13 protein-coding genes are annotated in these 14,536 nt (G+C 39.9%); 2 read left to right on the top strand and 11 right to left on the bottom strand.

Going from position 1 to position 14,536, the window contains the following annotated elements; translation table 11 throughout:
• Positions 1-26: 26 nt before the first annotated feature.
• The 11 genes from CCK98_RS11685 to CCK98_RS11635 form a co-directional block, all read right to left on the bottom strand.
• Positions 27-2,399, bottom strand: coding sequence for a polyprenyl synthetase family protein (locus CCK98_RS11685; protein WP_088086739.1), 2,373 nt, complete (start codon positions 2,397-2,399; stop codon positions 27-29).
• Between the two features lie 309 nt (positions 2,400-2,708).
• Positions 2,709-3,389 (bottom strand): class II aldolase/adducin family protein, encoded by a 681-nt coding sequence (locus tag CCK98_RS11680; RefSeq protein ID WP_256942545.1) that lies wholly within the window; start codon positions 3,387-3,389, stop codon positions 2,709-2,711.
• Between the two features lie 31 nt (positions 3,390-3,420).
• Entirely contained in the window at positions 3,421-4,401 is a 981-nt protein-coding gene (locus tag CCK98_RS11675; RefSeq protein ID WP_088086738.1) for a DMT family transporter, read from the bottom strand.
• A gap of 5 nt (positions 4,402-4,406) precedes the next feature.
• Positions 4,407-4,643: a hypothetical protein gene (locus CCK98_RS11670; RefSeq protein WP_088086737.1), complete on the bottom strand. Its 237-nt coding sequence runs from the start codon at positions 4,641-4,643 to the stop codon at positions 4,407-4,409.
• A 98-nt stretch (positions 4,644-4,741) separates the two neighbouring features.
• Complete coding sequence (locus CCK98_RS11665; RefSeq protein WP_088086736.1) at positions 4,742-5,770, bottom strand: ABC transporter substrate-binding protein; 1,029 nt, start codon at positions 5,768-5,770, stop codon at positions 4,742-4,744.
• A 168-nt stretch (positions 5,771-5,938) separates the two neighbouring features.
• A complete protein-coding gene (locus CCK98_RS11660) occupies positions 5,939-6,592 on the bottom strand; it encodes an isochorismatase family protein (RefSeq protein WP_218780151.1) in 654 nt (217 codons plus the stop codon).
• Positions 6,593-6,784: 192 nt separating this feature from the next.
• A complete protein-coding gene (locus CCK98_RS11655; protein WP_088086735.1) occupies positions 6,785-8,059 on the bottom strand; it encodes a Rieske 2Fe-2S domain-containing protein in 1,275 nt (424 codons plus the stop codon).
• A 161-nt stretch (positions 8,060-8,220) separates the two neighbouring features.
• A complete protein-coding gene (locus tag CCK98_RS11650) occupies positions 8,221-9,033 on the bottom strand; it encodes an ABC transporter permease (RefSeq protein ID WP_088086734.1) in 813 nt (270 codons plus the stop codon).
• Positions 9,030-9,845 (bottom strand): ABC transporter ATP-binding protein, encoded by an 816-nt coding sequence (locus tag CCK98_RS11645; RefSeq protein WP_088086733.1) that lies wholly within the window; start codon positions 9,843-9,845, stop codon positions 9,030-9,032. Before CCK98_RS11645 ends, CCK98_RS11650 begins: the two co-directional genes overlap by 4 nt.
• 36 nt (positions 9,846-9,881) lie before the next feature.
• Positions 9,882-10,904: an ABC transporter substrate-binding protein gene (locus CCK98_RS11640; RefSeq protein ID WP_088086732.1), complete on the bottom strand. Its 1,023-nt coding sequence runs from the start codon at positions 10,902-10,904 to the stop codon at positions 9,882-9,884.
• Between the two features lie 396 nt (positions 10,905-11,300).
• Complete coding sequence (locus CCK98_RS11635) at positions 11,301-12,074, bottom strand: IclR family transcriptional regulator (protein ID WP_088086731.1); 774 nt, start codon at positions 12,072-12,074, stop codon at positions 11,301-11,303.
• Between the two features lie 241 nt (positions 12,075-12,315).
• Between CCK98_RS11635 and CCK98_RS11630 the strand changes: the two genes are divergently transcribed.
• Together CCK98_RS11630 and CCK98_RS11625 are read left to right on the top strand one after the other, a co-directional pair.
• Positions 12,316-13,308 carry an ABC transporter substrate-binding protein gene (locus CCK98_RS11630; RefSeq protein WP_088086730.1) on the top strand — a complete coding sequence of 331 codons (993 nt, stop codon included), beginning with the start codon at positions 12,316-12,318 and terminating at the stop codon, positions 13,306-13,308.
• A gap of 24 nt (positions 13,309-13,332) precedes the next feature.
• Positions 13,333-14,418 carry a zinc-binding dehydrogenase gene (locus CCK98_RS11625; protein WP_088086729.1) on the top strand — a complete coding sequence of 362 codons (1,086 nt, stop codon included), beginning with the start codon at positions 13,333-13,335 and terminating at the stop codon, positions 14,416-14,418.
• The last annotated feature ends 118 nt before the right edge of the window (positions 14,419-14,536 follow it).

Below are 14,536 nucleotides of genomic sequence, written 5' to 3'. Positions count from 1 at the left end.
TCTAAAAATAACAATATGACAAACTATTAATGATTACGGTTAACTATATAATTTAATAAATGCTTCAGAAAAGTGATATTGCGTGGCATCTCTTGCAACGCTTCCATTGCTAGACAGTATTGTTCCCACATCTCTTTTCTAGCACCATCCTGACCTAGAATTGACACAAAAGTAGAACTGTTGTTTTCAGCATCTTTGCCAATCGGTTTTCCGAGTAAGATCAGATCTCCTTCCACATCAAGCAAGTCATCTTTTATCTGAAACGCAATACCAGCATGTTGGGCGAATTTTTTCAAAGCTTCAATTTCGATTTCATTTGCATGGGCGAGGATTGCAGGCATGATTAGGGAAGCTTCAAATGCTATTCCAGTTTTATAAAAACACATCAAATTCAATTGTTCCAGTGTTAATTGTTTCCCTTTAGAATCCAAATCCATCGCCTGTCCCTTACACATAACAGCTGTCATTTGAGCTGAGTATTTAATCAGGTTAAGCACCGATTTCGAATCGAATTGATCAAGAGATGCTTGTTCTTCAATTGCCTTTTGGGTCAGAAACAGTCCAGTTAATTCTGCTATGGCAATGTTATAAACCGAATGTATTGCTTGACGCCCCCGACGGGTAGAGGAATTATCCTGTGATGGCAGATCATCGAAGATTAAGGATGCCGTATGCATGTATTCTAATGATCGCAGAAGTGGTACGATGTCCGAACTATTTAATCCATATTCGTTAACGCCCATGACCCAGGTCATTATTGGCCTCAATCGCTTCCCGTCACCTTCCAGACTGTAATTTGCAGCATCAATTATTGGCTCAACTTCTTCAATTTTAGGGATATTTAAGACGTTGTTGATCTGATTACGGACAGTTTTAGTCGTTTCTAAAAAGTCTTCCTGCTCCTTCCGTTCATTTTTCAAAATGGTAATCATATGATCCCGAAGTAGTTTATCAAAGAAATCTACATCATCTGCTTTACGAACCATATTTTGAATCACACGATTAAACTTTGGAACTCCTGAAAAAAATAATTTCATAACTTCGTTGTATTTTTCAGTTCCCATTCGTTCTTTAAATCTCTTAAGACCATTTATAGCACGATCAAGAATCACCTCGCAGGCCTTGTGATCTGAGTGATATACCTTATGGATCAAATTAGAAATGACCGTCCAGTATAATTCAAAAGGATTGATAAGATCGAATCGCTTTTCATGATACTTCAGATAATAGGTATAGGGGGTTACCCGGTCTTCTTTCAAGTCTTCATACATATCTGCAAAATCATCCGCAAGCTGGTTGTATATGCCATAATAGAATGTTCGGGTGTCAAAGCCTTCATCCTCCGGAGCACTGATAACTGAACGGACAATCAATCGGGAAGAAGAGGATTTTAAAATGACCGGAATGTATAACTCTTCATTCGTGTAATTTGCGTTGGATAGATCCTTTACACGGTCCACTTCCTGTGAATTAAAAAACACATAGGCCTGCTCGAAAAATTTTTTGTTAGTCTCTGGACGCAAATGAGATTTAATATACTCAAAGGCATCGCGGAGTTCTGAATGAATAAATCGGATCAGGTTTACGTTATTCCCCGTCCACTCACCCAATTCCGGCACAGTTCCTGTGATAAGGGTGGTACGAATTAAATCGGAATATTGTTTTTCCTCATTGGCAGATAAGACTTTGGCATCGAGAAGATCGTCAATAAATGGATAGGTCAAACCATAGCAATAGCCTAGCCTAATAGCATCATCAAGGTTCTGCCTTCGTTCTTCAGGCGAAACCTCATCGCCCATCTCTTCCACCTCATGCATAATTACACCAGCAATAATTTTAATGAGCTTTCGCTGAGCATTCTCAGCATCCATTCCCATTGGAATATTGGAGGATACAGTCTTTAATTTGTTTAGTAACCAGATCATCGTGGATTCGATGCCTTCCTTCTGGGCGATTCGATACAACCCGGCCATGCTAAACGTCTCAGAATTGGCACTTAGGTTTGTTTCGGTAGACTGAATTAGGTGATTTTTTAAACTGTCAACAACACGCCGTACCCTATTCTGTGTCTCAGCTGAGTCCAAGGCTTTGCCTAGGTCCCGCATGAAAATATAGGAGATACTACGATCCAAGTAATTATCAAGTTTGCCGGTGTAATCGAGCCATTGGATATACTTGTGATACCCTTGAGTATTAGGTTTTCCTTTTCCACGCGAAAAAAAAGATAGGATTGAATGCTGATGAATATGGTTGTGTTTCCAGGATTGGATATCTTTTGTTAGGACAGGAACAAAGGTCTTTTGCATGACCTGTTTATTAAGTGATTTAAAATAATGAGCAGCCTTCTGCTCAGCTAGCTGATAACATGCATTGGCATTTTTTATTAACTCCTCATCCATACTGTACATTACCTCTTCTTAAGGTTGTCTTATACATGTTTTGCAATATAATTCAAATTCTTTTTTTATTTTTACCAATCCAACTATTCCCATTATATTTAAAGTTGAATGGTTTAACAATGCAGTATGTAAATATATTAAAAACGTATATCCTTTTATGAATGAATTTTCATTTAGGAAGCAAAGCGCAATTCTCTAAACTATTAATCCTTCTTGTGGCTTTAACATTTTACCCTGCATTTTTAATCAAAAAAATAGGTTCCTAAGCATATTAGGAACCCCACTCTTCTTTCTAATAATTATTTTTTATTAGGTTAACTTGCTGTAATGATAATCCCATACCTTCTGAATGTTTCTAGGCTGCCAAATGAATTGTGCCATACTGCTTATTTCCCCTTCTTCTAATGAGTGAGAATACCCTATTTGGCTGGCCATGTATTGACGGTATGCATTTTCTTCCAAAAACACGCTGCGAGTAAATGTTTCAACGATTGTTTCACCCGTAATTACAGCCCCATGCGCCTTTAACAGCGCTACATGATGATTCCCCAGTTTGCCGGCTAGCTCGTTCGCAATGTCAAAATTGCTAATGGAGAACGATTTAGGAAAGATTGGGATCGTCCCTAACACGGCACCCTGGATTATGACTGGCCTCAATGGGATTTTAGCGATTGTAAACAGTGTGGACCACTGTGGGTGGGTATGTGCAATCGCCTTTACATCTTTTCTATACTTATAAATCTGGGTATGTAGGGGATATTCATTTGGTGGCCTCTCGACTCCTTCAACAACTTCCCCATGCAAATCAATCGTAATGATGTCTTCGTCGGTGAGAGAACTCCTGCTTGCAGTAGCCGAATTGATTAAAATGTAGTCCGTTTCGGGAAGTCGGACACTGAAATGGCCATTAAAATCCATATGCTTTGCCTTTTCCATCATCCGGATGGTATCAGCCAACTGTCGCTTTAATGAATAAATAGAATGATCCACCAAAGTTTCTTCCTCCTATCTTCCTATATTATTAACTGATAGCAATAATGCCTGCCCCCGTCATCGCGAGAACTGACGCTAAAACGACAGTCCTTGTAATTCCCTCGTTGGTCTTGAATATTAGAGATGACAAAAGCAAAGTGAAAATAACGTCAGTTGATCCGATTACAGCAACCTGAGAAACCCCGCTGAACGTTAAAGCGAAAAAATATAGGATTTGGCCCAGAGAGGTTGCAATTCCTGCACCAAAAAGCCAAGGCCGGAAAGTTGTAAAAGTCAATTTAATAGATTGTCTGTTTCTTTTTTTAAACAAGGATAAAAAAAGGAATATTAGGATACCGACAGCTGCTCCGATCATCGTCCCCATAAAAGGGTCTGGAATCTCCGCCAGACCTTCTTTTCTGACCACATATCCAATAGAATAAGCTAACGCGGATATCACTCCATACATATATCCTAAACTAGCAACTAGTTGAATCCCCTTTACCCATATATTTCTCTTGTCTTCTCCTTCAATAAGGGAGCCTACTTTTTTATTCGTTTGCGTTGTTGCCGCAATCTCCTTTTTTGCTCTAGTATAATCAGTAAAAGATTCAAACATCAAAACAGTCGAAGCGCCAAAGATAAATACCATCCCGATTACCGTTAATAAATTTATTGGCTCATGAAGAAACAGTACGCCTATCAGGACGGTAAAGAGTGGATTTAATCGTTTTATCGCGGAAGCCCTTACTGAACCTAAGTGCTGGATAGATGTAAACAACAACATCCGCCCGATAAATGCTGTTAGTATTCCGGCTAAGACAAACCACCAGAATCCCTTAGTGGTTAAAGGGACCCACCCCTGGAACAGTCCACTTCCAACAGTGAAGATTCCTGCAAGGACGAAGGTAATAAGGACCGATAAAAAAGTCCCGTTGTCCACAGATTGGGGAGTTGACCCTTTCTTGACCATCACGTTTGCGCACCCAAAAAACACAGCAGCCAACAAGGCTAATACTACTCCGATCATTCCCCCTACCAAACTTGAATGATATTTGCAGATTCCACTGCTGCCCACAGTGTCTTGACGTCAAAACCATCGCGCTCGGCGTCTGCCCATTGATCATCGACAGGTCGCAAGCCAATGACTACTGGAATTTCTTTTTCGCGAAGCAGCCTTGCATATTCCTGTCCCTCGCTACTGAATCCAAGAATGGCAATCGTTTTCCCGTAAAAATAATCTGGTATTTTAATTTGACTAGATGATTGCATTTAAAATTACCTCCCTGTTAAGATATTTTACATTTGATCCAATGGTTGTGAGCTTTACTTATTGACTAAAATCAGCGATTCGGAAGTAAACATAAGCTTTACTCAGGATAAAAGCTTTCATCTACTAAATCTTCTAAACTCACTTCTTTTTTAGACATACCAGTTTCTTTTACCGTGTTGATTGCCCAGTCCACTCCATCAAGATTTATCCTTCCTTGGTCCGCCAAAGCTGGCAAGACAAAATCAAAAGATTTTTCTGCATCGGATTGGGTCATCTCTAATTCTTCTATAATTATTTTTATCACTTCATCCCTATTAGCAGGATCTTTTACATACTTCAACGCTTCATTATTTGCAGCCATGTATGCATGGAGAACCTCGGGCTGTTTTTTTATAAGGTCACCGTTCGCAACAATCATATTATGGTTGTATGTTGTCAATTCATCTCGCATCCGGTATTGTTTAAGTCCCATTTCATCCGCTCTTATATCAGTAGGTGGACTTAATATCGTCAAAGCAGCTTGACCTTGCTGAACTGCTTGCAGTCGTTCGGCGTTATCTCCGGCATTGATGATTCTTACGTCCTTGTTTGGCTCGAGCCCATGATTCCTAAGCCAGTATTCTAGTTGAATATTTGTCCCGTTACCGGTCACCATACCTGCGGCCGATTTCCCTTTTAACTCCTTTAGGTCTCTGATACTCTTATCTACATAGATTGTATACATCGATTGGTTATCAAATGTCCCGATTATTTTCGTGTTGGCTCCTGCAGCTACACCGGTAATAACCGACTCAGGTAAAGAGGAAATGATTTGGAAGTCTCCTGTCTGCAAACCTCTTAGGGCCAAGACTCCCCCTTGAACATACGTTAACTTGACATCCAAATTGTGTTTTTGATAATAACCCTTTTTTAAAGCTACATAAATGGATATATAGCTCATATTCCTCTTTGAAGGTAATCCCATCTTTACTTCGGTCATTTTTTTCGGCATTTTCTTGACCACTGAAGTGCTTCCCTTCGTTTGAGCTTGTTTAGCTTTTGGTTCCTGGGTACAGCCTACCAGACTTAAGACGAAAACAATTAAAACTAGAGCTTTCAATAGTAGTCGACCTTTTATAAGTTCCATGAGTATACCCCCGTTAATTTAACTTTTCCATGCTTATTCATTCTTTAAGTGTATGTTGATTACTTAGGCTGTCAAAGGAGAGGCACCCTTAATCCTTTAGAACTAGCTTCATAGAATAGAGGAACTATTAGTGCACAAGGTTAATCCGGTCTTTCGTCATTGGATGGTTTACACGTGAACCGATGAAACGTTTTCTTCCATCCAACGAGTCACTTGTGCCAGTTGAAGAACGTCACCATATTTCATTTGAATGTCCATCAAGCTGACCTTATGAGAGATCTGACTCCGATCTCCCACACACTCTTCAGGAACAATGACTTTATAATTGTAGGAAAAGGCATCCACCACACTGGCTCTTACACATCCACTGGTAGTCAAGCCGGTAATGAATAAGGAATCTACACCGTGGAAGATGAGCATATCAACCAAGCTTGTTCCAAAAAAAGCGCTTGGTCTTCTTTTCTGAAGAACTACCTCGTTTTTGAGAGGTGTGAGGTCTTCCACAATGGTATTCTCTTTTTCAGATTTTTCCTCGCCGCCTTTCCATAGCCCGATTCCTGCCTTATGCGGTTCTGAGAAAGGTTTTGTGAAAAAGATGGGTATTTCTTTCTTTCTAGCTTTCTTCAACAGAAGTGACGTAGCCTTTACTGCAGGATATCCTGTTGCTGAGTTCCCTAGTCGGAAACTGCTGTCGGTGAATCCATAAGTCATATCCACGATTAAGAGAGCAGGCTTTTTACCAAATCCCCTTGTTTTCCCCATATTTGATTTCAAAAACCTCTTCTTGTCTTCCTCATTTAATACATCATCCCAAACCGCCACAGAATTCACCTCTATTTAAAAAATTTGATTTTCACATACCTGCTATTAATAATTGCGTTCTTTAGGTGTTTCTAAAAGATAGGACCCTGCGAATCTAATATTCGCAAAGGCCCTAAATCCTCCTGTTGTTTTATTTTCACAAACATGCAAGTAAAATTTTAAGGAGTCCTAACGTCAAAAGAGACTCTCATTTTAATATTTAGCAGTCATGTTTTCGTTTAAGCCCTCTCTCCAATCGACGCCTTTTGGAAGGAATGCATCACAAGCCCTTGCTGCACGATAGGTTTCTGGATCAGTTCCTTTAAGCCGTTTCCCATTTTCAATAAATCTTGTTGCTTCCAGCAGCATGTGCCTCGCAGCAATAATCGCTAAATCTGCCGTTCCCAACCGTTCCTTGGTTCGATCAGGGAACGGTTTTTCCATCGTTTCCTGGAGTGCATAATCCTGTGTGTTAATCCCGGAAATCCCTGTAAAGGTCTTTGTGCGTTGTACCTCACGATCGATTAAGAAATCATTCGAAGGATTGCGCTTTAAGCGATACCCTGGAAGGACATCATCAGGTCCCCTGCCGAATAGGATCTCTTGTTGTAATGAAAATTCTGGATCTAATGGAATTGATGGCTCAGACGTATATTTAAAGTTCCAGACACAGACATTCTCATCATCTACTGGTACCCAAATATGCCCTCTAATTGTCGGATATTCTTCCTGGCTTCCATCATGCCATTTCATCATTTGCCCTCGCATCTGTTGGGCCGGCATGATGAACTGATAGGCACGAATATAATTGCCATCCTCTTTAAGGTCGCGAATGCCGACATACCTGAATCCATAATCTGTTTTATCTACTTCTAACTTAGGATTGGTCGCACGGCTGCGCATAGACGTTTTATCCTGAATATTATTGTTGTGAGCAAAGGATGAATGGGATGTATCAATTCCTCCCTCAAGAGCCTGCAGCCAATTACAGCTTTCAAATGTTTTCGATACCTGGAAATGAGTTTCAGGAGCTCTTAGCCATTCGTAATCCGGTAGTCTTGGCAGTTCTGACTTCGGTCCCATATAGGTCCAGATAATCCCCGATTTCTCCCATGTCGGGTAGGCTGTTAACTCTACCTTATGCTTGAATTTACTTTCTTCCGGTTCATTCGGCATATCAACACAATTACCATCACGGTCGAACTTCCAACCGTGATAGACACAGCGGAGTCCACATTCTTCATTTCGTCCCCAGAATAAATGGGCCCGCCGGTGAGGACAGTAAGCATCTAAAATGGCAACATTACCTTCTGAATCACGGAAAGCGACTAGTTCTTCACCTAGTAGTTTCAGTTTTACTGGCGGACAGTCCGCTTCAGGCACTTCTTCTGTTAACATCGCAGGAATCCAGTAACGCCTAAATACTTCCCCCATTGGAGTTCCCGCATCAGTCCGACAAAGTTTTTCATTATCATCTTTTTTTAACATGACCCTCGCTCCTTCTTTTCCAATATTAATTGAATAGTTTCATAGCCTTATTATAAAACGCTAAATAATCTATAAACATCAACAGTTCCTTCATACGGAACATTGTTTCGAAAAAATTTATTCATAATAAAGGGACAGTGTTGGTGTACTGCCCCTACATATTAAGAATGCCGCCAGGGAGCCAATTTCTTTTCAAAAAGCTTTAAAAGAGCTGTCAAAATAACTGATAGAACCATTAAAAGAACCACATATGCTAGGTATTGAGCAGTTTGGAATAATTCGGATGCGTGCCGGATTGCAAAACCAATACCGATATTTCCCGAGAGCATTTCAGCAACAACGACCGCGATTAATGCACGCCCAATAGCTAATCGAATACCTGTGATGATAAACGGAAAAGCAGAAGGAAAAATAACTTCTTTAAACATTTGAGCTTCATTTGCTCCATAGGAACGAGCTGCTTTAACCAAGGACTGGTCCGTCATTTTGACTCCTGCCATCGTGTTAATCAAAATAGGAAAAACAGACAATGCAAAAACCATCATAACCTTTGAAAGGGTATCCAAACCGAACCATAAAACAAACAATGGAGTCAACGCAATCATTGGAGTAGTGTACAGTGCAGTAACAAATGGATCAAATGCAAGCTCCATTTTTTCCCAGTAACCCATTGCCAGACCAATCGGTATTCCTATTAGCGCCATCGCAAATCCTAATCCAACTTCCATACCGCTTACAGCAAGATGCTTAAACACCTCACCGCTAATAAAAAATTCATTCGCTTCGACAAGAATTTTGCTCGGCCAACTAAACATGAACGGATCGATTAATTTCAATCTTCCAAATATCTCCCAGACCACCAAAATAATTAGCAATGTTACAGATGGATATAGAATGTTCCTAGGAATCCGCCATGAAGTCTTTTTAATAGAAGATACAGTAATATTTTCTGAGATTTCTACTTTTTGCATCATGCTTCCCCCTTCTTATACTGTCTTCTGACTTCCCCTTTAAGGTGGTCCCAAATAATCTGTTTGTATTCCTGGTATTTAGGTAAAGCTTTCGTTTCAAGTGTCCTCGGATAAGGGATATCAATCTTGACCTCCTCGACAATTTGTCCAGGGCGGACTGACATTAAGAAAATACGACTGGACAAAAATACAGCTTCGTCGATGGAGTGTGTTATAAAGACGACCGTTTTCTTCTCATGAACCATGATTTTCAAAACTTCTTCCTGCATGATTTCCCTTGTTTGTTCATCTATTGCAGAAAAAGGTTCATCCATAAGTAATACTTTGGGTTCAATAGCAAAGCCGCGAGCTATCCCCACTCTCTGTTTCATTCCTCCTGACAGTTGATGAGGATATTTTTTTTCAAAACCATCCAATCCTACCATCTTTATATAATGCATGACTTTCTCACGGATTTCCCGGTCTTTTTTCCCTGCCATTCGCAGCCCAAATGCAACATTATTATAGACCGTTTGCCATGGCATCAGTGCGAAATCCTGAAACACCATAGCTCGGTCTTTATCTGGGCCATGTACAAGGGAACCGTTTACAAAAATCGTACCAGAGGTAGGCTTTAACAAACCATCCAATGTATGAAGTAATGTACTTTTCCCACATCCACTTGGTCCAATAATTGAAATGAACTCCCCTTCATCAATCTGCCCTGATACATTCTTTAAAGCATGGACTTGATTTGGTTGTCCTTCGTTATAAATCACATTTAGTGAATCAAATTTCAGGATTGGAGTTTTTGTTTTTATCAACGTTTCAGTCATGGAATTCACCTCTTGTCATTTTTTACGTGCCTTTTATTACTTAACAATATAAGATTCATCTATCAATTGTTTAAGCGTTACATCAGCCTTTAACGCCCCTGTTTCTTTCGTTGTTTCGATTGCCCATTTTACCCCATTCTTATTGAATTTCCCTTTATCCGCAAGCGCTGGCAGAACAAAATCAAATGACTTTTGAGCATCTTCCTTTTTCATTTCCAATTTTTCCATGATTAACTGAATCATTTCATCTTTATTTTCCGGCTTTTTGGCATACTCTGTTGCTTCAGCGATAGCAGCCATGAAACCTTTGGCATCTTTTGGATTTCCTTTTAAAAAGTCACCATTTGCCATCAACATGTTGTGATTGTAGCTTTTTAAATCATCTCTTATTAGGGCTAATTTCTGCATCCCTGCAGCCTCAGCTTTCAAATCAGTCGGCTGACTGAGAATGGTCATTTTTGCCTGGCCTGTAACTAATGACTGAAGACGAGTAGAATTTTCTCCCGCTTCAATAATTCGGACATCCTTATCAGGTTTTAGACCATTTTTTTTCAACCACCAGCGAAGTTGGATATCTGTTCCGTTACCTGTACGGTTTGTTGCTACGACTTGTCCTTTTAAGTCCTTCGGGCTCTTTATATCTGAAGTAGTATAAATAGTGTACATAGACTGATCATCCAGCGTACCGATTATCTTTATATTTGCTCCTTGTGCCACACCGGTAATAGCTGACTCTGGTAAACTTGAAATAATTTGGTACTCATTTGTCTGAAGGCCACGAAGTGCAATAACTCCACCCTGTACTCTCGTAAATGAAACATTGACATTGTTCTTTTCAAACAACTTATTTTTTTCAGCTACGAATAAGGGAAGATAACTTGCATTTAATGAAGGAAGTGCCATTTTGATGCTAGTCACTTGATTCTTCTTAGTAGCACCGCTTTCTTTACCTTCTGATTTTGTACTTGCTGCACTACCACATGCACTAAGCAGCACAACCACTATAAGGAGTAAAACCGTAATATTTGAAGCAGAAAATAATTTTAATAGTTTCTTCACGTTTGAGTCCCCCTCGAAATCTTTACTTTAATAGTTGACTATTGGGTTCTACCGATTTGAAATAATAAATCTACTTCAAAAAATCCTACCTCCCTTCCCCTTAACTAGAAACCGTTTTCATTTTATGATTTGACTTGCAAATCGAATTTCTAAACAATCTCTGGTCAAGTATTTAATCTAAAAATTCATAATTGTCTTATTTATATATTCGCATAAAAAACAATCAAAGTGGTAACTGCGTTTCTGTATATGGAACATAAATAAAAAAAATAATGTATTCACTGTGAAAATGATGAAAACATTAATATACTAGTCATTTTAGAATAAAAAAAGGAACGATCATATAGGGATCGTTCCTACAAATGAATTATTCAATTATTTTTTGGTGATCTCATGCTAGACAAAATAATCCATCCCCATACGGTCAGTAATTTGGCGACTGCAAGTTCGCAACTCGCGCACATACTGATCAATTTGGCTAGCATAAAAATGGGATTTAACTCCCGTTACACTAATAGCACCTACTACTTTCCCCATATCATTGTATACAGGTACTGCAACAGAAGAGATTCCTTCCCTCACTTCTTCCATTGTAACCGCATACCCCTTTTTCCTGATTTCGAGGATTTCCTTTTTTAACTCATGAGGAGATACTATGGTTTTATTTGTATATTTGGTTAATGGATCCGTAACTACCCGTTCTATTTCTTTTTCACTTTGATGAGCTAAGAGCATTTTACCAATAGCAGTGCAATGAACCGGAACTCGGTCACCAATCTTGGAAATAGTTCCATAATCTTCGTCGGGATACTGTTTAGAAAGATAGACAATTCCCCCTTTATCATATACGCCAAGCCTTACGACACGGCGTATGGATTTAGCCATCTTCTCAAGGATAGGAGCCGAAACACGGCGAAGTTCCATAGAATGATAGACAATGAACCCTAGTTCAAAAGCAGCGATGCCCAGTTGATATTTCTGGGTTTCAAGGTTTTTCTCTACTAAATTAGCTTCATTTAATGTTTTCATAAGTCGAAAAACAGTACTCTTAGCCAATCCTAAGCGGACACTCATTTCACTGATTCCTAATTCCCTCTCTGAAGTCGAGAATGTTTGTAAAATACGAATGGCATTATGAACTGAAGACAATACTTCTGCTTTCTCTCCCATAAGGGCCCCCTGCTTTTTTAGAATAGTATAATTATTACTAATTTAGCAAAAACATATAAGATTTTCAACAGAAACAAAATAATAGAAACCCTCTAATACAAAGAAACCATATTAAAATATTTGAAATAGCGTTCCGTATAGAGGAACTGTTGGTTTCATCTACTCCATTAACAAGAGATAATGTATTTGAAGATTCTAACTAATTTGCTAATAAGAGATTAAGAGAAGGAGTGAGTTTGTAATGTCAAAACTAAACTTAAGCTTTGCTTGCTGGGATTATGATCGGATTCACGCACTGACAAACGGAACTGTCCAAGCAGATGGCATTAGCTTAAATTGGCTGAATATGCCAGTTGAAGAAACTTTCTGGAGAATGATGCGTCATCAGGAATTCGATGTATCGGAATTATCGCTTTCTTCTTATTTAATTGCGAAAGATCGCGGACTTCCCAATTTTACAGCCATTCCCGTATTTATGTCCCGCTGCTTTCGGCATTCCGGAATTTATATCAATAAAAATTCTGGAATTAAAGAACCTGCGGACCTACGTGGGAAACGAGTGGGGATTCCAGAATATCAGTTGACGGCATGTCTTTGGATCCGGGGAATACTGCAGCATGATTATAATGTTCACCCTGAGGACATTATTTGGTATACAGGCGGACAGGAAACTTCCGGTCGAATTGAAAAAATTAAACTTGTGCTGCCCCCTGAAATCAACATTATCCCAATTAATGAGGAGCAAACATTGAATGAAATGCTTGATTCAGGGGAAATTGATGCACTTATCGCCCCACGAGCCCCATCTTGCTTCCTTAAAGGGTCTCCAAACGTGCAACGTCTGTTCTCTGATTATGTGACAGTCGAAAAGGATTATTACCAACGCACAGGAATCTTTCCTATTATGCATGTAGTTGTAGTCAAGGATGAGGTCTTAAAAGAGCACCCATGGGTAGCAACAAATTTATACAAGGCATTAGAAGAAGCAAAACAAAAGGTATATGAAGGCTTCAAGCAAACTGCAGCATTGAAAGTTACGCTACCTTGGTTCACTTCGGAATGGGAGAACACTACCGAATTGATGGGAGAAGATTTTTGGCCATACGGATTAGAGAAAAACCGTAAAACTTTAGAGGCAGCTGTCACATATTCTTATGAACAAGGCCTCATAAAAAATAAATTAAATATAGAAGATCTGTTTTCGAAGGCCACATTAGAAAAATATACGCTCTAGCAGACTCATAAAGGAGGCAATGAAATGGCGCGGAAAGTAATAGCAGCTGTAGCTGTAGGTGAAAAACAGACAGAGCTTCAGGAATTTGAAATGCCTCAGCTGTCACCAGAAGAAGCGATACTCCGAGTAGAAATTGTCGGTGTCTGCGGAACAGATGTCTCTTATTACAGTAAAAACCAGGAACCTCGTATTTTAGGCCACCATGTTGTCGGTTATATTGAAAAAATCGGCGATGTAGCCTCTAAAAAATGGGGATTTATCGAAGGCGACAGGGTTGCAATGGAAGAATATATTCCATGCGGGCAATGCGAGGCATGCCGGACAGGAGTCTATCGCTCGTGTATTTTTACTGATCCCCGGTCGGGCGGAATCCGCTATGGCACCATCCCAATTTCCCTGAAGCCTTCCTTGTGGGGAGGATTTAGTCAATATATGTTTCTTCACCCAAACACAGTCCTTCATAAAATGGCCCAGCATGTTCCAGCAGTTGAAGCAGCCTTGACCCTTCCTTTAGCTAACGGTTTTGAATGGATGAGTATAGAGGGTGGTGTAAAACCAGGCAAGGTTGTAGCTATCCATGGGCCCGGACAGCAAGGTTTAGCATGTGGTTTGGCCGCAAAAGCAGCTGGGGCAGAGGTGATCATGATTGGGCGCAGCTCCAGTATTCGCCGCTTAGAGTTGGCCAGAGAACTGGGAATGGATTATACCATCAATATTAGTAATGAAGATCTGCTTTCCCGCGTAAATGATATCACAGGTGGTAGAATGGTTGATATCGTATTGGATGTTACATCAGGAGGAACTGCTCCAGTGACCTCCTCGCTCGAAATTGCCAAAAAAGGGGGAACTGTTCTACTTGGGGCCTATAAATACGAAACGATTCCGGAATTCAATAGTGATTTAATCATCAAGAATACATTAACCGTTAAGGGTGTTCGCGGACATAGTTACCAATCTGTAAAAATGGCGACAGAGTTCATTGCTTCCAGACAGTTCCCGCTTAGTAAACTGAATTCCCATAACTACAGATTGGATCAGGTCGACCTGGCATTAAAGACAGCAGGAGGTGAAGGAGAGCCTTCCCCGCTATTGGTGACAGTAACTCCTTAAATAAATTGATTATGGCGAGTTCTATTTAGAGCTGAAGGCTAATACCTCAAAAGACATCTCTCTGGAAATTGGCAAATTGAAGCCCCCTATACGGGCTTCTTTTTTGTTTTCCATTGTA

Source organism: Bacillus sp. OV166, from assembly GCF_900177675.1.
In the GTDB taxonomy this organism is placed as follows: Bacteria; Bacillota; Bacilli; order Bacillales; family Cytobacillaceae; genus Neobacillus.
This window is presented reverse-complemented; position numbering and strand designations above follow the sequence as displayed.

Excerpts from the sequence above, each read along its gene's own strand:
- CCK98_RS11685 (WP_088086739.1), bottom strand. The coding sequence starts at position 2,399 with ATGGATGAGGAGTTAATAAAAAATGCCAATGCATGTTATCAGCTAGCT.
- CCK98_RS11675 (WP_088086738.1), bottom strand. The coding sequence starts at position 4,401 with ATGATCGGAGTAGTATTAGCCTTGTTGGCTGCTGTGTTTTTTGGGTGC.
- CCK98_RS11670 (WP_088086737.1), bottom strand. The coding sequence starts at position 4,643 with ATGCAATCATCTAGTCAAATTAAAATACCAGATTATTTTTACGGGAAA.
- CCK98_RS11665 (WP_088086736.1), bottom strand. The coding sequence starts at position 5,770 with ATGGAACTTATAAAAGGTCGACTACTATTGAAAGCTCTAGTTTTAATT.
- CCK98_RS11655 (WP_088086735.1), bottom strand. The coding sequence starts at position 8,059 with ATGTTAAAAAAAGATGATAATGAAAAACTTTGTCGGACTGATGCGGGA.
- CCK98_RS11650 (WP_088086734.1), bottom strand. The coding sequence starts at position 9,033 with ATGATGCAAAAAGTAGAAATCTCAGAAAATATTACTGTATCTTCTATT.
- CCK98_RS11645 (WP_088086733.1), bottom strand. The coding sequence starts at position 9,845 with ATGACTGAAACGTTGATAAAAACAAAAACTCCAATCCTGAAATTTGAT.
- CCK98_RS11635 (WP_088086731.1), bottom strand. The coding sequence starts at position 12,074 with ATGGGAGAGAAAGCAGAAGTATTGTCTTCAGTTCATAATGCCATTCGT.
- CCK98_RS11630 (WP_088086730.1), top strand. The coding sequence starts at position 12,316 with ATGTCAAAACTAAACTTAAGCTTTGCTTGCTGGGATTATGATCGGATT.
- CCK98_RS11625 (WP_088086729.1), top strand. The coding sequence starts at position 13,333 with ATGGCGCGGAAAGTAATAGCAGCTGTAGCTGTAGGTGAAAAACAGACA.